10 protein-coding genes are annotated in these 18,677 nt (G+C 67.4%); 7 read left to right on the top strand and 3 right to left on the bottom strand.

Features of this window, described 5'->3' with window-relative positions; translation table 11 throughout:
• Nucleotides 1-68 precede the first annotated feature (68 nt).
• The gene (locus OG246_RS03810; RefSeq protein WP_266455799.1) at nt 69-1,850 is read left to right on the top strand and encodes a GMC oxidoreductase; all 1,782 of its coding nucleotides are present in this window, start codon (nt 69-71) and stop codon (nt 1,848-1,850) included.
• 117 nt (nt 1,851-1,967) lie between these two features.
• On the opposite strand, the gene OG246_RS03805 is transcribed toward OG246_RS03810, so the two are convergent.
• Nucleotides 1,968-2,996, bottom strand: a complete 1,029-nt coding sequence (locus OG246_RS03805; RefSeq protein WP_266455796.1) for a hypothetical protein — start codon at nt 2,994-2,996, stop codon at nt 1,968-1,970.
• 310 nt (nt 2,997-3,306) lie between these two features.
• Between OG246_RS03805 and OG246_RS03800 the strand changes: the two genes are divergently transcribed.
• Both OG246_RS03800 and OG246_RS03795 read left to right on the top strand, forming a co-directional pair.
• The gene (locus tag OG246_RS03800) at nt 3,307-13,929 is read left to right on the top strand and encodes a LamG-like jellyroll fold domain-containing protein (RefSeq protein WP_266455793.1); all 10,623 of its coding nucleotides are present in this window, start codon (nt 3,307-3,309) and stop codon (nt 13,927-13,929) included.
• 12 nt (nt 13,930-13,941) lie between these two features.
• Nucleotides 13,942-14,559 carry a hypothetical protein gene (locus OG246_RS03795; RefSeq protein ID WP_266455791.1) on the top strand — a complete coding sequence of 206 codons (618 nt, stop codon included), beginning with the start codon at nt 13,942-13,944 and terminating at the stop codon, nt 14,557-14,559.
• Nucleotides 14,560-15,187: 628 nt separating this feature from the next.
• Here OG246_RS03795 and OG246_RS03790 read toward each other — a convergent pair.
• Complete coding sequence (locus tag OG246_RS03790; protein WP_266455789.1) at nt 15,188-15,442, bottom strand: hypothetical protein; 255 nt, start codon at nt 15,440-15,442, stop codon at nt 15,188-15,190.
• 28 nt (nt 15,443-15,470) lie between these two features.
• On the opposite strand from OG246_RS03790, the gene OG246_RS03785 reads away from it, so the two are divergent.
• From OG246_RS03785 to OG246_RS03770, 4 genes are all read left to right on the top strand, one after another.
• Nucleotides 15,471-16,016, top strand: coding sequence for an SMI1/KNR4 family protein (locus OG246_RS03785; RefSeq protein ID WP_266455786.1), 546 nt, complete (start codon nt 15,471-15,473; stop codon nt 16,014-16,016).
• A gap of 190 nt (nt 16,017-16,206) precedes the next feature.
• Complete coding sequence (locus OG246_RS03780; protein ID WP_266455783.1) at nt 16,207-16,755, top strand: SMI1/KNR4 family protein; 549 nt, start codon at nt 16,207-16,209, stop codon at nt 16,753-16,755.
• A gap of 173 nt (nt 16,756-16,928) precedes the next feature.
• Nucleotides 16,929-17,486 carry a hypothetical protein gene (locus OG246_RS03775; protein ID WP_266455780.1) on the top strand — a complete coding sequence of 186 codons (558 nt, stop codon included), beginning with the start codon at nt 16,929-16,931 and terminating at the stop codon, nt 17,484-17,486.
• Nucleotides 17,487-17,535: 49 nt separating this feature from the next.
• Nucleotides 17,536-18,453: a hypothetical protein gene (locus OG246_RS03770; RefSeq protein ID WP_266455777.1), complete on the top strand. Its 918-nt coding sequence runs from the start codon at nt 17,536-17,538 to the stop codon at nt 18,451-18,453.
• A 28-nt stretch (nt 18,454-18,481) separates the two neighbouring features.
• On the opposite strand, the gene OG246_RS03765 is transcribed toward OG246_RS03770, so the two are convergent.
• Complete coding sequence (locus OG246_RS03765) at nt 18,482-18,676, bottom strand: DUF397 domain-containing protein (protein WP_266455774.1); 195 nt, start codon at nt 18,674-18,676, stop codon at nt 18,482-18,484.
• Nucleotide 18,677: the final 1 nt, after the last annotated feature.

The raw sequence follows: 18,677 nt of genomic DNA, 5'->3' as shown, positions 1-18,677 counted from the left end.
AGATCTGAATAGTTCTCAAAAGTTCTCAACGAGGAGAGCGGCACGTGTCACAGGAGAGCTCTGTCCAAATGCAGGACGAGTCCGCATACGACTATGACGTGATCGTCGTCGGCTCGGGCTTCGGCGGGTCGGTGACCGCCCTGCGACTAACCGAAAAGGGCTACCGCGTAGGCGTGTTGGAGGCCGGCCGCCGCTTCACCCGCGGCTCGCTGCCCAAGAACTCCTGGGACCTGAAGAACTACCTGTGGGCACCCAGGCTCGGCATGTACGGCATCCAGCGCATCCACCTGCTGGGCAACGTCATGGTCCTCGCGGGCGCCGGTGTCGGCGGCGGATCCCTGAACTACGCCAACACCCTCTACGTACCGCCGAAGGCCTTCTTCGAGGACCCGCAGTGGAAGGAAATCACCGACTGGGAGGGGGAGTTGAAGCCGTACTACGACCAGGCCCGGCGGATGCTGGGCGTGCGGCTCAACCCGACCATGACCCCGTCCGACGTCCATCTCAAGGCGGCCGCCCAGCGGATGGGCGTCGGCGACACCTTCCACATGGCGCCGGTCGGTGTCTTCTTCGGCGACGGGGAGGACGCGGACGGGACGGCGAAGGCCAGGCCGGGCGGTGAGGTGGAAGACCCCTACTTCGGCGGCGCCGGACCCGCCCGCAAGGCCTGCACCGAGTGCGGCGAGTGCATGACCGGCTGCCGGCACGGCGCGAAGAACACCCTCAACGAGAACTACCTCCACCTCGCCGAGAAGGCGGGCGCCGTGGTCCATCCCATGACGACGGTCGTGTCCGTCACCGACGACTCGCAGGGCGGGTACGCCGTCGCCACCCTGCCCACGGACGAGAAGCGCAAGGGTGAGGGGCGGATCCTCAAGGCCCGCCGGGTCGTCATCGCCGCCGGCACCTACGGCACGCAGACCCTGCTGCACCGCATGAAGTCCGGCGGCCAACTGCCGTACATCTCAAGCAGGTTGGGCGAGCTGACCCGCACCAACTCCGAGGCCCTGGTGGGCGCGCAGACCGACAACCGCAGGTACCGCAAGGCGCACGGCACGCCCAAGGTCGACTTCACCCAGGGCGTAGCGATCACCTCCTCGATCCACCCCGACGACAACACCCACATCGAGCCCGTCCGCTACGGCAAGGGCTCGAACTCGATGGGCGGCTTGTCGATCCTCCAAGTCCCGTACGCAGAGGGCTCATCACTGCTTCTGGGATGGCTGGCCAACGCGGCGAAGCACCCCCTCCTCGTACTCCGCTCGCTCTCCAACCGCCACTGGTCCGAGCGGACCATCATCGGTCTGGTGATGCAGTCGGTGGACAACTCCCTGACGACGTACCTGAAGTCGAAGGGCGTGGGGAAAGGTCTATTGACGGCCCGTCAGGGACACGGAGCCCCCAACCCCCGTCAGATCAAGGCGGCTTCGGAGGGCGCCTCCGCCATCGCCGCCGAGATCAACGGCTTCGCGGGCAGCAATGTCGGCGAGTTGATGGGGATGCCGCTCACCGCGCACTTCCTCGGCGGTTGCCCGATCGGCGACTCACCGGCCTCCGGGGTCATCGACCCGTACCACCGGCTGTACGGCCACCCCGGCATCTCCGTCGTCGACGGCGCCGCGGTCTCCGCGAACCTCGGCGTCAATCCGTCGCTCACCATCACCGCCCAGGCCGAGCGCGCGATGTCGTACTGGCCCAACAAGGGCGAGGCCGACCCGCGTCCGGCGCAGGGAGCGGCGTACGAGCGCCTGCAGCCGGTCGCGCCGCAGAGCCCCGCCGTCCCCGCGGACGCGTTCGGCGCGCTGAAGCTGCCGTTCCTGGGGATGCCTGCGGTGCCGCCGAAGTCGTAACCCTGCTTGCGGTCGCGTACAGAATCCGCGCGCAGCCGCGTAGACAGAAAGAAGGACCTGTGCCCCCCTCCGAGCGCAGGTCCTTCATTCAGCTGTGGCTACTGGAGCCGGGCCGCCTTACGCGTGCGCGCCACCCGAGTTGCGGCGACGGACCACGTACACCGCACCCGCACCGGCGACGACGGCGACACCGCCGGTGAGGCCGATGAGCGGCAGCACGGACGAGGAACCGGTCTCGGCGAGCGAGCCGGAGGCGTCCACGGTCTTGACGTCGGTGATCTGATTCGCACCGCCGGTCTGCGGCTTGGCGTCCTCGGGGTCGCCCGCGTCCGAGCCGGCGGAGAGAACGTCGAAGAAGTAGAGCCAGCCGTTCGGGTCGTCGGCGACCCAGCAGCCCTCGTCGTCCTCGTACTGGGCGAAGCCGATGGTCATGCCGATGGAGTCCGGGACGTCGCCGCTGACGCTCAGGCGCACCTGGTACGAGGTCGACTTGCCGGCGGCGAGCTCGAACGCCGGGAAGGTGCCACCCTCGCCCGCGGCGCCCGCGACCTCCTGCCAGGTACCGGAGTCGTTGTCGAAGACCTGCACGCTGATATCGCCGGAGTAGTCCCGGTCGTCCCAGCCGATCGCCGCGACAGCGATCAGCGGAATGATGTCCGTGATCGTGTCGTCGCCGTTGTTGGAGACGTTGAACGAGAACTTCGTCCATCCGCTGCCCGCGACGATGGTGTCGGGCAGGCCCGACAGGCCGCTGGTCAGGTCGTTGCTGATCTCGACGACGTCGCTCTTGTCGACGCAGAGCTCGGGCTCCTCACTCTCCTCCGGGGCGCTCGAAGTGGAGGCCGGCGAGGTGGCCGGGCTGCTGTCGTCGGCGGCCGGGCTGCTGTCGTCCGCGGCGGGGCTGCTGTCGTCGGCCGCGGGGCTGCTGTCGTCTGCGGCGGGGCTGCTGTCGTCGGCCGCGGGGCTGCTCTCGTCCGTGGCGGGGCTGCTGTCGTCTGCGGCCGGGCTGCTGTCGTCGGCCGCGGGGCTGCTCTCCGTCGTGGCCGGAGGAGAGGTGTCCGCGAACGCGGCCGGAGCCGACAGCAGCGCAATTGGGGCCAGGGCGGCCGTCGCGGCCGCAACGGCCATGGCACGACGAAGCTTCATGAAAACCTCGATGGTTCTGGCGCACCGCAACTCCGCGGCACGCACGTGGGGAGGCCTTCGCGTGTGGGGCGCGGGTGTGGCCGTTGATTCTGCAGGTGAGACACGGCAAGGCTGTGAATGGTTGTGCCTTCATTCACAGAACCTTTATGTGAAGTGGATCACATCAATGTCACCTGGAGTTCATCCCGTTAACGCTTGATTGTCGTGTGATCCACCTCACTTGGTGCTTGTGGAACTCTGTGGAGGCCTTGTGCATCTTCAGTGGTTCAGCTTAGAAATTCCCCCTCTTGATCATTCGAGTGGGGGATCTGTGCGACCGGTACGTCCGCTTGCAGTTGCTGTTGCCTTCGTTCTGGCCGTACTGACCGGAACCGAGCAAGCCGCACTAGCGCTTGGCCAGACGACCGCAGGCTCCGGGGCAGATGCCCCGGACCAGCGGTGGGGTTCCGCGGCGGGCCGCGGTCACACCGCGTCCGCGGATGCCACCGACGCCTCGGCCAAGGGCGGCAACTCCGGCCCCAGCACCGGTCGTGGCGAACTGCCCGCCGACGAGACGGCCGGCGTCACCCAGCTGCCCAGCACGGCGAGGACGCCCGAGCCGAGCCCCGTCGAGCCGGTCGAGGCGCCGGACGTGTCCGCCGCACAGGGCTTCGACTCCAAGCGCAGCAAGGAGATCAAGAACGAGCGCGGGGAGCGGGAGCGCACGTACCGGAACCCGGACGGCACCTTCACCACTCGCTTCTACACCGAGCCGGTCAACTTCCGCGCCGAGGACGGCAGCTGGAAGTCCATCGACACCACGCTGGTGCCCCAGGAGGACTCGGGCCCGAGCACGATGAGCGTCGGCGAGGACGACTGGGAGACCAGCTCGACCGAGGCGCAGATCGAGTTCGGCGGGACGGCCGACGCCGACCCGGTGGTGCGGATGCAGGTCGACGAGGGCGTGTCGGTCGGTTACGGCGTGGATGAGGCGAGTGCCGCCGCCGGGCAGGCGGACGGTTCCACGCTGACTTACGAGGACGTGCGCACCAGCTCCGATGTGGAGTTCGTCGCGGGCAGCGACTCGGTCAAGGAAACCCTGGTCCTCAGGGACACCGACGCGCCCACCGAATGGCGATTCCCGCTGGAGCTGGAGGGGCTCACCGCGGCGATCGACGATCAGGGCAACGTGCTCTTCACTGACGCCGGGGGCACCGTCCGTGCCTGGACACCCGCCGGATGGATGGAGGACTCAAACCTCGCGGAGAACGCCAACGAGGGCGTCATCTCCTCAGGGGTCACCTACAGCCTGGCCGAAGAGAGCGGCCGCCAGGTCCTCGTGGTCAAGCTCGACAAGGACTGGCTGAACGCCCCCGAGCGAGTCTTCCCTGTCCGAGTCGACCCCTCGGTGAAGTCCGTCGACGCCACCTCCGGTACCTACGTCGAGTACCCGTACAACCAGAACTTCGCCACGAGCGAGGTGCTGAAGGTCGGCACGCACGACGGTGGCAGCCACAAGGCGTCCTCGTTCCTGCGCTTCACGGGCCTGGAAACCACCCTGAAGAACGCCTGGGTGATCGGCGCCAACCTCGCTCTGTACAACAGCTGGTCGCAGTCGTGCACCGCACGTCCGGTAACCGTCCACCCGATCACGTCGAACTGGGCGGAGTCCACGACCTCCAAGTGGCCGGGCCCGTCCACCGGCGCATCGCTGGCGTCGAAGAGTTTCGCGCACGGCTGGAAGCCCGCGGACACGGAGATCTGGTCGTGCGGCGCGGCCTGGGAGAGCATCAAGCTCGGCTCGGCCGGCCGCAAGCTGGTCGACGACTGGACGCACGCCCGCAAGAAGAACTACGGCCTCGCGGTGAAGGCGTCCACCACGGACTCCAAGGGCTGGAAGCAGTTCGGCTCCGACGACTACCCGAACGGCAAGCCCAGTCTCGACGTCACCTGGACCAAGTACGGCGCCACCTACAAGCTAGGCGACTTCATCGCACCGGTGACCGCCACCAGCGAGGGCATTGAGAAGGTCACCGTCACCAACCAGGGGCAGGAGACCTGGCCCGCGGGCGGCAACTACAAGCTGCGGTACAACCTGTTCGACTCCGCGGGCAAGGAGATCACCGACAGCTCGAAGATCGCGTGGACGGAGATGCCCCAGGCGGTCTCGCCCGGTGAGAGCGTGACGCTGGACGCGAAGATCGCTGCGCTGACGCCTGCCACGTACACAGTGCAGTGGACGATGGACGACTACGGCGTAAGCCGCTTCACCACCGCAGGCGTCCCGGGACCCGCCGTCAAGATCGCCTCAGTGAACATTCCGCCACAGCTGACGGCCGAGTCACCGGGCAGCGGAGCCACCGCCGACACGCTCACCCCCACCCTGTGGGCGAAGGGTACGGACGCCGACAGATACCCGAAGGCGACGCTGCAGTACTCCTTCGAGGTCTGCGAGGTCGAGGGCAGCAACCTGCGCAAGAACTGCAAGACGGGCACGCGCAGCACCGAACAGCAGTGGGCGGTACCGTCCGGCTGGCTCTCCTGGGGCAAGACGTATGCCTGGTACGGATATGCCTACGACGGCGCCGCCACCTCGTCGCGCCCCGGCGCGGCACTGCTGACCACACAGGTGCCACAGCCAGCCGTGACCAGCCACCTCGGCGGCGCGGACGATGGCGGCGAGGTCGGCACACGCGAGGGCAACTACGTCACTGCGGCGACGGACGCGGCGATCTCCACCGTCGGCCCGGAGCTGGCGGTCACTCGTACCTACAACTCCCTGGATCCGCGCCGAGACCCTGCATTCGGCAGCGGCTGGTCCACCCGCTGGGACATGCGCGCGCTGGAGGAGCCCAGCACGTCGACCGTGCTGGTGACCCTCGCCGACGGCTCGCAGATACGGTTCGGCAGGAACCCCGACGGCTCGTACTCCGGCCCGTCCGGCGGGGCGTACACACTGACGCAGAGGTCCGAGAGCTGGACGCTGCGCGAGAGATCCGGCACCACCTACGTGTTCATGGTCAGTGGTTCGCTGGTTTCCGTCACCGACAGCGCGGGCCGGCGTCAGAGCCTCACCCATGAGTCCGAGGACGGTGGCGAGCTGCGCAAGGTCACCGACGCTATGTCCGGCCGCTCCTTGTCCTTCACCTGGTCCGGTGGACACGTCGACTCGGTGACCACAAGCGCCATCGACGCGAGCACCCCCGGTCTGACCTGGCGATACACCTACGCCGGCGACCAGCTGAAGACCGTATGCCCGCCGACGTCCACCACCAAGTGCACGGTGTACGAGTACGGCACAGGCTCGGTCTACCGCAGCGGTGTGCTGGACTCGGCCCCTAGCTCGTACTGGCGGCTGGGTGAGAGCGAGGGCTCCACGGCGGCCAGCGAGGCGGTCTCACGCACGGGCCTCAACGACGCCGTCCACCGGGACGTCCAGCTGGGTGCCGACTCCGCGATCGCGGGCACCTCGGACACCTCAGGTGGCTTCGACGGCGTCGACTCGGCAGTCGAACTACCCGCGGACACACTGAAGGCCGCGGCCTTCCCGACGATCGAGCTGTGGTTCAAGACGAGTACGCCGTCGGGTGTCCTCGTGGGCTTCCAGGACGTGGAGCTGGGTGAGAAGCCCGCCTCGTGGCGTCCGGTGCTGAACATCGACGGCGCGGGCAAGTTGCGCGGCGAGTTCTATCTGTCCGGCGTCTCCGGGGCCACCCCCATCGTGTCGGCGCAGGCGGTGACGGACGGCAAGTGGCATCACGCGGTGCTGTCCGCCGGCGCCGCCACCCAGACCCTCTACCTGGATGGTGCCGAGGTCGGTTCGCTGGACGGCGCCATCGTCGAACAGTCCCGCGACTACGCCTACCTCGGTGCCGGTTACGGCAGCTCAGGCTGGATGGGCCTGGCGAGCGGTGAGTACCACTTCAAGGGGCAGATGGACGAAGTCGCCGTCTACCACCACACCCTGGACGCCGTCACGGTCGCCGAACACTACGCAGGTCGGACCGCGATCGGGCAGGTCACGAAGGTCACCCTGCCCTCCGGCCGGGTGCACGCCACCGCCGCCTACGACCCGGTCAGCGGCCGGGTGACCCAGCACACCGACGAGAACGGCGGCACCTGGAAGGTGTCCGCGCCCTCCTACTCCACCTCCTCGTCCTCCTACGCGGACACGATCCAGCGCAGCGGCCCCACCGGCTACTGGCGGCTCGGCGAGCGCGCCGGCGCCGAAGCGGCGAGTCCCCTCGGCGACGACCTGGCCGGCAGCTACCTGGACGGCGTACGGCCGGGCAGCGCGGGCATCTTCGCCGACGGCGACGACACCGCGGCGAGCTTCACGGGTGACGGCGCGGTCGAGATGCCTCTCGAGTCCGTGGACACAGGGACGGCGATGTCGTTGGAGCTGTGGTTCAAAACGACCAGCCCGGGCGTCCTGGTCGCCAACCAGGACTCCGAGTTCGGCGACACCCCGACCGCCGGGTGGCGGCCCATGCTGCTGATCGACTCCGACGGCAAGCTACGCGGCAAATTCTCGTCCGGCGCATCGAGCATCGATTCCGATCAGGCCGTCACCGACGGCAAGTGGCACCACGTCCTGCTCACTGGGAATGAGGGCAGCCAGGCCCTGTTCGTCGACGGCGACTACCAGGGCATTGCGTTCACCGGTGTCCCCGCCGACCGCTACGCCCACGTGTTCGTCGGCGGCGGCTACTCCTCCTCCGGGTGGGACGGCGAGGCCGCGGGCTACCGCAACTTCACCGGTCAGATCGACGAAGTCGCCTTCTACGACAAGCCGCTGGTCAAGTTCGTGAACGCCGGCTCTGTCTGGATCTACGTCAAGTGGAACCCGGGCCAGACCGACACCCCCAACCGGCACTTCCAGGCCCGCCGTAGTCTCGTCACCGGCCGCGGTGACCAGTACGCCGGCGTCGCCCTCGCCGACGCGCCCGCCGCGTACTGGCGGCTCGGCGAGTACGAGGGCACAGCTCTCGGCAGCGAGGTCGGCGGGTCCGGCATGGGTGCCACGTTCCGCCCGGACTCGGGCGGCATCTCATCGCAGCTGGACAAGGCCGGCGTGTTCGGCCTAGGCGACAACCGGGCTGTGACGCTCGGTGGCGGGGGCACCGTCGAGGTGCCCGGATCGATCCTGGCCGGGGCGACCGAACTGTCCGCGGAGATGTGGTTCCGCACCTCCACTCCCTCGGCCGTCCTGCTCGGCTTCCAGGACACTCCTATCGGCCAGACCCCGACGTCTTGGCGCCCGGTACTGAACATCGACGGCGCCGGTAAGCTGCGCGGCGAGTTCTATCTGTCCGGCGTATCCGGGGCCACCCCCATCGTGTCCACGCAGACCGTGACCGACAACGAATGGCACCACGTCGCCCTGTCGGGATCCGGCGCGACCCAGACCCTCTACCTGGACGGCGTCAAGGTCGGCTCGCTGGACGGCACCATCACCGACCAGTCACGCCCGTACGCCTACATAGGCGGCGGCTGGGGCAGCTCCGGCTGGATGGGTCTCGCCTCGAACACCTACTACTTCAACGGGCAGGTCGACGAAGTCGCCCTGTACCGCAGTGCGCTGAGCGCCGATGCGGTCTCGGCCCACTACCGGGCCCAGACCGAGGCAGCTGACTCGGGCTTGACCTCGACCGTGACGGTCTCGGACCCCAAGGGGCGCACCAGCAGCAGTAGTTACGACGCCCTTCGCGGCCAGCGTGTGGTCGCGAGGAAGGACGCCACCGGCGCTGTCACCTCCTACGCCTACGACACCGGCGGCAACCTCCACACCGTCACCGACCCCAACGGCCACACCACCGTCACAGGCCACGACGCCCGCGGCAACGTGGTGTCCTCCACGACCTGTCGCGACGCCGACTCCTGCTGGACGAGCTTCAACTCCTACTACCTCAACGCGAGCGACCCCCTCGACCCGCGCAACGACAAGCAACTGACCTACCGGGACCAGCGTTCGACCGACTACCGCGACGACCGCTACCGCACCGCCTACACCTACAGCACCCTGGGCCTGCCCCTCACCACGGTCCGCCCGGACAACAGCACCGCCTCCACCACCTACACCGCGGGTACCGAGGCCGCGGTCGGCGGCGGCACCGCCCCGGCAGGCCTGGTACTGACGCAGACCACACCGGCCGGCGCGAAGACCTCGTACCGCTACTACTCGAACGGCGACCTGGCGGAGGTCACTTCCCCGTCCGGGCTGGTCACGACGTACACATACGACGGCCTGGGCCGCAAGATCTCCGAGAAGCAGGTCTCCGACACCTTCCCGAGCGGTGTGACCACGGCCTACGCCTACGACCAGGCCTCCCACGTCGTCACCGAGACCGGAGCGGGCGTCAAGAACGAGATCACCGGCACCACCCACACCGCGAAGATCACCCGCGGCTACGACGAGGACGGCAACCTGCTGTCCGAGACGACGGCCGACACCACGGGCGGCGACACTGCGCGGAGCACGGCCTACCACTACGACGAGCACGGCCTCAACGACAGCGTGACCGACGCCGAGCAGCACACCACCCTGCTCGAACACGACGAGTTCGGTCAGGTCAGAGGTATGACGGACCCGGCAGGCGCGCACTTCACGTACACGTACACCCCGCGCGGCCAGCACGCCTCGACCGTCCTCGACGACTGGACGGGCGACCCATCCGGCACTGTCCGGGACCTGACCGTGGTCTCCAACGCCTATGACCCAGCAGGACGCCTGGCCACCACGGCTGATGCGATGGGCGCCACCGCCGCGTACACCTACTACGACGACGGACTCGCGGCCACCACCACGGCCAAACAGGTCACTCAGGCCGACGGCACCAAGCGCGACATCGTCGCGGAGGCCAACACTTATGACTCGGCAGGTCACTTGACCCGTCAGGTCACCGGCGGCGGCAAGACCACTCAGACCTTCACCGTGGACGCTCTGGGCCGCACCGACAGCACCGTCCTCGACCCCGGCGGACTCAACCGGACCAGCACCTTTGTCTACGACCGCGACGACCAGGTGACGGAACAGAAGCAGTCCATCACCGGCGACAAGTCGCTCACCACGACGGCGGAGTACGACCCCGCCGGCAACGTCACCAAGCAGACCGTCACCGACGGCACCAGCACCCACACCACCACGAGCACGTACGACGACCGCGGCTTGCCGCTGACCACGGTCACCCCGCGCGGCAACACCACCGGCGCCGACGCGACCGCGTACACCACCACCCACCGCTACGACGCACTGGGCCGCCTCGCACAGGAGACCGCCCCGGCGGTGCAGACCGAGGAGAACGGCAGCGCGGCCACCACGGCCAAGCCCGCCACCCTCACCGGCTACAACACCTTCGGTGAGGCCACCGAGTCCAAGGACGCCCGGGGGAAGGTCGCCCGCTCCGAGGTCGACCGGCTCGGCCGCACGACCGCGGTGACCCTTCCCGACTACACCCCGCCGGGCGGCACCACCGCGCTCACCGCGACCGCCCGCACCACCTACACCCCGCTCGGCCTGCCGCAGACGGTCACCGACCCGCTGGGCCGCGTCACCCGCTACGACTACGACCAGTTCGGTCAGCTGACGACACAGACGGACCCGGTGGCCGACGCCGCTGCTGCCCTCGCGTCGGAGACCGACTCGGACCTGCTTGCCGCGGCCGCCGACGGCGGCGGAGTGACCCGCCATACCTGGACCCCGACCGGTCTCCAGCTCTCCGCCACAGATCCGACGGGCGCCCGAACCGAGGCCACGTACGACGAACTGGGCCGGCAGCTCACCGCCACCACGGTCGAGCGTTACCCGACCACGGTGAACCTGACCAGCGGCTACACCTGGGACGACGCGAGCAACCAGACGGCGTCGAAGACTCCGGGCGGCATCACCACGACCAGCACCTACAACCCGGCGGGCGAGGTCGAGTCGCTGACAGACCCGGCCGGCACCACCCGCTTCGGCTACGACGGCCTCGGCCGCCAGACCGAGACCACCGACGCCACCAACCGCTGGGCCACGACTACGTACGATGCCCTCGGCGGCGCCACCGCCACGACCGACTACGGCACGGGCACCACCGCACTGCGCACCACCACCGCCGAGTTCGACGCCGAGGGCAACCCGACGGCCGTGATCTCCGCGCAGACCAAGGCACGTACGACGTATGCGTACGACGCGCTGGGTCGCCTGACGACCCAGGTCGAACCGGTCTCCGCCACCGAGTCGATCACGACGACGTCCGGCTACGACGCGGCAGGCAACCGCACCCGGCTGACGGACGGACGCGGCAACAAGACCGTCTACACCTTCAACAGCTGGGGCCTGCCCGAGTCCACGATCGAACCGTCCACGACCGCGCACCCGGCCGCCGCCGACCGCACCTGGACCACCGTCTACGACAAGGCCGGACAGCCCGTCACAGAGCTGCTGCCGGGTGGCGTCAAGCGCGAGAGCGTCTACGACGGCCTCGGCCGCCTCACCCACGAGACCGGCACCGGCGCGGAGGCGGCCACCACCGACCGCACCTTGGAGTACGACCTCGCGGGCCGCCTCACCGCGGTCGGCACGGCCGACGCGCTCACCCGCGACACCTACACCTACAACGACCGCGGCCAGCTCCTGACCGCGGCAGGACCGGGCGGCGCCTCCAGCTACTCCTACAACGCCGACGGCAGCATGACGCAGCGCAAGACCAATGCGGGCACCACCAACTACGGCTACGACAGCGCCGGCCGCTTCGACTGGGTGTGGGACTCGATCACCAGCAATTACGTCTGGTACGACTTCGACGCCGCAGGCCGCCTGCGCCTGGAGCAGTACGCAAGCAAGCCGGACGGCGCCACGTCGCACACGGCTACGGCCAAGCGCAACTACGTCTACGACAGCCTCGGCCGCCTGAACACCGACACTGTGACCACCGTCGACACGGCGACCACCGTCGCCTCGACCACGTACGGCTACGACCTGGACGACAACCTGACGTCCAAGAAGACGACGGGCACGGCAGGGGCCGGCACCAACACCTACAGCTACGACTATGCGAACCGCATGACGTCGTGGGCGAAGGACGGCACGACGGTGTCGTACACGTGGGACGCGTCCGGCAACCGCACCAAGGCCGGCTCGACCACAGCGACGTACGACGCCCGCAACCGCCAGCTGACCGACGGCACGACGACGTACGCCTACACCGCACGGGGCACGCTGTCCTCGGTCAACACCGGTAGTGGATCCGCTCGTTCACTGACCTTCGACGCCTTCGAACGCAAGATCACCGACGGCGGCACGACGTTCACCTACGACTCCCTGGACCGCGTCCAGACCCGAGGCGCGACGACCTTCACCTACGACGGGGGCTCCAACAACCTCGCCAACGACGGCACCACCAACTACAACCGCACCCCCGACGGCACCCTCCTCTCCCTCTCCACCGGCACCACCAAGCAGTGGGCCCTGACCGACCAGCACACCGACCTGGTCACCGCCCTGACGGCCGACGGCAAGCAGGTCAGCGGCTCGACGGCCTACGACCCCTTCGGCAAGGAGACGGCCACCAACGGCACCACTCCCGCCGTCGGCTACCAGTCCGGCTTCACCGACCCCACCACCGGCGACGTCAACATGGCCGCTCGCTGGTACCAGCCGGGCACGGGGTCGTTCGCCTCACGGGACACGTGGCAGCTCGACCCGGTGTCCGCGCAGGCCAACCGGTACTCCTACGGCGACGGCGGGCCGCTGGGCGGCACCGATCCCACGGGCCACAGGTGGAACCCCAGCAACGGCGGCGCAGGAATGGGACCTGTCCCCATCATGTCGGCAGGCCGGCTCTCCGGTACCAAGACCAAGACCAAGACCAACACCAAGACCAACCGCTCGTCCACGTCCAGGCGTACGGGAAGCAGCGTGGGGGGCAGAGCGACGAGCCGTCAGCAGGCCCAGAAAGTACAAAAGGAGCTTGGCCTCAGGTCGAGCGCGAGCGGTTCACGCACCCCAGTCCGGACTACTACAAGGACTAGCGGCGTCCGCGGCTGCACGTACGGTTGCAAGTCCTCCAGCGCGTCCCGCGGCACTGGCAACGGAACCGGTCGGGGTACCACCCGCCCGCCGGCGCCCCGCATTAAGCAGAACCCCAACAACGGCAAGAACGCCACCCCGGCGCCAACGCGCACCGTACCCAGGGCCAAGGTGGACGCCGGTCGCACTCAGCAACGGTCACTGGATAGGGCTGCCGTGGTGGACCAGCGCGTCATGGTTGACCTCGTCGGTAACAAGGACTACACGCCGGACGCGCAGGGCTTGTTCGAATCCGCTCCTGCGCAGGGCGGGGATCAGGGCAGTGCGACCCGCGACAGCTCGGACTGCACGCGAGACGGTCAGGGATGGGTTGACTACGGGGACAGTGGCCAGGGCGGCCGGGCGACCGGTGTTGAGGCGTGCCTCGACACGGCCTATCTAGATGCCCACCCGGGCTCGTCGACCCAGCCGGACAAGGTGACGCCTCCGGGATACCAATGGGCTCGGGCGTACGCCGGTTACCTCGGTAACCGTCCGCCCGGCCAGTGGGTCAACGCCTGCCATCTGCTCGGGGCCGACCTGAGCGGCGACGGCACCAACCTCGAGAACCTCTCCACGTGCGCTCGGTCGGCCAACGCCAACCGCGTCTCCCAGGACGATCCAGGAATACCTGAGCACATGTACTACTTCGAGCGGCAGGTGAAAGCCGCGATCGACGGTGGGCAGACTGTGCATTACCAGGTGACACCCGTGTATTCAGGAGCGAGGACGGTGCCGGTCGCCTACGAAATGACTGCCTGGGGAACGGTGAATGGCAAGCCTGGACTCATGCTGGAGGACGTTGTCCCGAACATGATGTATAGCAACAAGTTCGGCTACTGGCGCAACATTGGCCTGGCCTCTTCCAAGGGGACGCCTGTACCACTTGCCGGCACACCGTAGACGGAGGGAACCGTGAACTACACATTCGGACAGCTGAGACAGGTCGTGACACCGCTGCACACGGCGGGGGACACGGTGGACTGGCGTGCGGCCGCAGTCGAGCTTGGAGTGGAGTCGTTCCCGGGCGACTACCGGGAATTCGTCTCGGCTTTCGGCGCGGGATCGATCGAGGACAGCCTCTACGTGTCGATCCCGCGCCCGGGGGAGCCGACGGCTCCGCTGACGGCTGGGCGGCTGCCGCCGGATGCCCTTCTAGCGGACTCCCTGCGCGACTGGCGGATGCCCGCCCAAGCGTCGCAGTACCGGCTGGAGGACATGCTTCTTTGGGGTCAGACCAACGGCGGCGACACACTGTGCTGGGTGACCTCGGACCCGGACCCGGACAACTGGCAGGTCGCGGTGTGGGCACGCCAGTGGGGCGGCTGGTCCGTCTACGGCTGCGGCATGACGGAGTTCCTCCTGCGGCTTCTACAGGCCGACTTCGACACCTGTCCCATCAGCGTTGCGTCCTTGTGGGCAAAGGGAACGGCGCGCTTTCTGAACTTCAGGGAAGAGGAGCGGCTCCGCGAGGCGGGCATGGATCCCTGGACCGGTGAGCCGGATCCGTTCGCGGGGATGGAGTTCGACTGACCTGCTGTCGGTGGTACGACATTGGGTTTCTTCACCGTGGGATAACTCACTTCTCGGTGCATAGAAAACCGTCACCTGAAAAAGAAGGCGCAATGCAAAGATCCGCGGGAGTCCGTGGCCCGAGACTGACTTGGCTGAACTCGGCGCCGGTCCTCATCGCCCTGAGCGCAGCCGGCTGCTCGGCCGACGGGAACACGAGCTCCGAACGTCCGGGAAGTACGACCCCGTCGCTGGAGACGTCTGCGTCCGCATCGGCATCGGCGAGCCCGGCGAAGGGGACGCCTTCGGCCTCGGCGTCCCCGACTACCGCCGCCGCCAAGCCGTCGAAGACTTCGGCCCCTCAGCAGACGAGGACCGCGTCGGTTACGTCCTCCCGAACAGGGGGATCCGGCGAGACGGGCGGCGGAGCGAGCGACTCGGGCAGCATTCCGCAGAACCCCAACACCGGCCCGACCCCTCCGCCTGCCCCGCCCCGGCCGTCGCCCACGCCGGAATGGAGTTCGGGTGCGTGGTCTCCGGGCGACCCTGTTGAGACGGTGGGGGCCGCGCCGTCGCTGTCCGCGGGCTAACCGGGCGGCGGACGGGGACATGCGAAGGGCCCTGGGAACAGCTCAAGCGGTAGGGCGCCTCAGGGTGATGAACTGCGGCGCGTGTTCTGCAGGGTGGTTATCAGCGCGTTGAGTTGGTGTCGGCCGGTGCTGAGGACGGCCTCGGGTCCGTCGCTTTCGCGGAGGAGGCCGCCTCGCTTGGTCCTTTTCAGTTGGCTGTCTGATCGGTTGACTTCGATGAGTTGCACCAGCGTTCCCGCGCCGACCGGTTCGATGCGGTGATGTCCGAGAGGCGGTTGAGTCTTGTCTGGGTTTGAAGAGCTGAGGCGCGTCATGCCGTCCCACCCGGGGGCGGGTGACGCTGTGGACTGGTCTGTCGTGGAGGCCAGTTGGGGTACGCCCTTCCCCGACGACTACAAGGAGTTCATGGCCGAGTACGGGGAGGGCGCCGTCGGCGACTACCTCGGAGTGCTGCTTGCCGAGCCCCATGGCGGTATCGACGGCAGGCCCGCGCATACGGGCATGGCCCAGGAATCCCTGAACGCGGAGGACGCCTGGCGGGCCAAGCCTCCGAACTCGTCCGGCCTGCCGCGGCTCATCACCTGGGGACTGGACTCCAGCGCGGACATCCTGTGCTGGCGAGCCGATGGTGACGATCCGAGCGCCTGGCCTGTGGTCGTCTGGAGTCGGGGCAGAGCGCGATGGTCCGAGTACGCGTGCGGAATGACGGAATTCCTGTGCCGCTTGTTCCACGCGGAATTTGACGCATGTCCACTAGGCGATCTCTCACTCTGGGGCACCGCTTCCCCACGCTTCCTTCACAGGGATGAGGAGCGGCGACTCCGAGCGACCGGAATCGACCCCTGGTCCGGAGATCTCGATCCGTACGCCGGCATGTTCGGCGATTGAGCGAATGATTGTGCAGCCCCAACGTGCACGTGATCCCCACTGCGGCTCCGAATTCCGGAATCTGCCTGCGAAAGCTGGCGGCTGAGTCACTCAGCTGCCTATGGAGGACCACCCGGGCAGCGTGGACTGCCCGAGGAAGTAACGGGGGTGAAGGGGAGCTCTTCGACGTGACAGTGGAAAACAGTCAGGATTGGCAGAAGACATGCTGAGGGTTTCGGATCTGGAGCGCGTGGTCAGCGAGCTTTTGTCGCATCGATCTCCAGGGCCGCGCGGTGTGAATTTCGAGGCGATATCCCAGATTCTGGGGGTCGAGCTTCCCAGCGATTACCGGGAACTGGCCGACTTTTACCCGACGCTAGAATTCGACGATTTCTTGCGTGTCCCGACTCCTCTCCCGGGGCAGGAGCGCGCTTTCGGCGACGGTATTTTCCGGGAACTGGAGACGCTGCGGGATCTCCAGGATGACGACATGACTGAGGGGTATGTCGCTCATCCTGATCCGGGAGGTCTGATTCCGTGGAGTGAGTCCTTGTCCGGGGACGTGTTCTACTGGCGTATTTCCGGCGGAAATTCCGACGACTGGCCTGTCGTCGTGAACAGCAGGAACGACGACTGGTGGGAGTTTCAGGAGGGCGCACTCGCCTTCCTCGTGGGGCTGATCGACGGCACTATCGAAAGGCGAGGGCTTCCCGATCGGATACCGGGGGCGAATCCTCGCGTTCGCGTGTTCTCTGTTTGATGCGCTGCCAGGCCTCGGGTGAACTGGCATGGGCGTCTTGTCGCAGACGTGTGACTTCCGCGTACGTGAGGCTGGCGACCGTCGTGGCGCATAGATCATCGCCCGAGGTAGAGGCAGTGCGCGAGATGGGGGCGGATGTCGGCTGAACTGCACCGTCGGCCATCGGCAATTCGATGGCTACCAATGCTCTGAAAGGTAATCTGGTGGGAATATCTCGATTTGGTGAACTCCTGGGGCAGCCTTCGGTAAATGGTGATGTGGAGTGCGACTGGAGGGTGCTGGAGGAGCGCACCAGGGTGACTTTGCCATACGACTACAAGGAGTTCGTAACCGCCTATGGTCCAGGTTGTTTCAACGACCAGCTCTACCTGTTCCACCCGCGGGCTGTGGATGGTGATCAGGGGTTGCGGCTCGGGTATCTGTGGGACCAGGCTGGATATGCCTATAGTGAGTTGGCGCGGAGTAACCCCGATCTTTATTCGTATCCGGTGTTTCCGGCCAAGGGTGGGTGCGTTCCGATCGCCAGGTCCGTCTCGGGTAACCACGTCCTGTTGATGCCTCCGGGCGAGGAATCGGAGGAGTGGCGAGTCGTTGTTGATATGGGGCAGTGGGTTGTCCTTGAGATGAACTTCACGGATTTCCTCTGGGCTGCACTGCGGGAAGAGCTTTCCGTTCCCGTGATCGACGGCGAGCCTTGTTTCGAGCGGATCGGCGACATCGAGCCTTTGTGACTTACGGCCGGATAGGTTGCGGCTATCGATTCTTGATGAGGAGTGCGCGGTGCCCCGTAACATCCCGCCGTCACCGTTCAAGGTGGCGGACTTGATACCCGAGTTGGCCGGTCTGGTCAGGCCGACCACGTTGCTGTATCCGAGGAGCGGGGCGCCGCAAGTCCACGAAAGCTCCATCGGTGGGCCGCTGCTGTGGCCGGCCGCCGAGCCCTGGCCGCGGTGTGCGGATCCCGTGCACTACGACCCCGCGCACGAGTCCACCTCGGCCGTCGGACCCGAGCCGGTCGCGATGGTTCCCGTTGTTCAGCTCTACGCCAGGGACGTCCCCGAGCTTCCTTTCCCCGCTGGGCGTGACGTCCTTCAGGTTGTGTGGTGCCCGCTTATCCATGAAGGCCAGGATCAGTGCACGGTCCTTCCCCAGCTCTATTGGCGGAGTGAAGCCGAAGTCTCCGCGACCGGAATCCGTGCCGAGGTCCTGCCAGATCCGCTTGCGCCGCACGGGCACGACGAGGACTTCGTTCCCCGGCCCTGTACGGTCTCGCCGACCCGCGTCGAGGAGTTCCCGAACTGGGACATGCCCGAAGGTCTCGCACGGACCCTGGCGGAACGGCTCGACGAGATCGAGGCGGAGTTCGGCAGCTCCTACTACGACATGGCGACCACCATCCAGAGCAAGGTCGGCGGCTACCCGGGCTGGACCCAGCCGCCGAACTGGCCCGACTGCGCCTGCGGGCGACGCATGGAACACCTGCTCAGCATCACCGCCACGGAACCGGGTAGTGGGCGATGGCTTCCCATGGACGAGCACCGAGACGGCACCCAGGTGCCTTTGTGGCGGGCCGAGGTCGACCCGGCCGTTGATCACGCCATCGGGCACGGGATGGACATGGGCGACCTCGGAGGCATGTACTTCTTCTTCTGCCCCACCTGCCCCGGTACGCCATGGACGTACCGCTCCGACTGCTGACCGCTTTCCTGTGCTTTCGCCGTAGGGCTCAGGATGGTGAGTTGCGGCGCGTGTTCTGCAAAGTGGTTATCAGGGCGTCGAGTTGGCGTGGGCCGGTGGTGAGGACGGCCTCGGGTTCGTCGCTTTCGTGGAGGAGGATCGTTCCGGCGGGGGTGGTGGCGAGGTAGACGCAGGAGGAGGCCGCCTCGCTGTAGGTGGACTTCTGCCAGTTGAGTTCGGTCACG

Source organism: Streptomyces sp. NBC_00620 (assembly GCF_026341825.1).
Lineage (GTDB): Bacteria > Actinomycetota > Actinomycetes > Streptomycetales > Streptomycetaceae > Streptomyces.
This window is presented reverse-complemented; position numbering and strand designations above follow the sequence as displayed.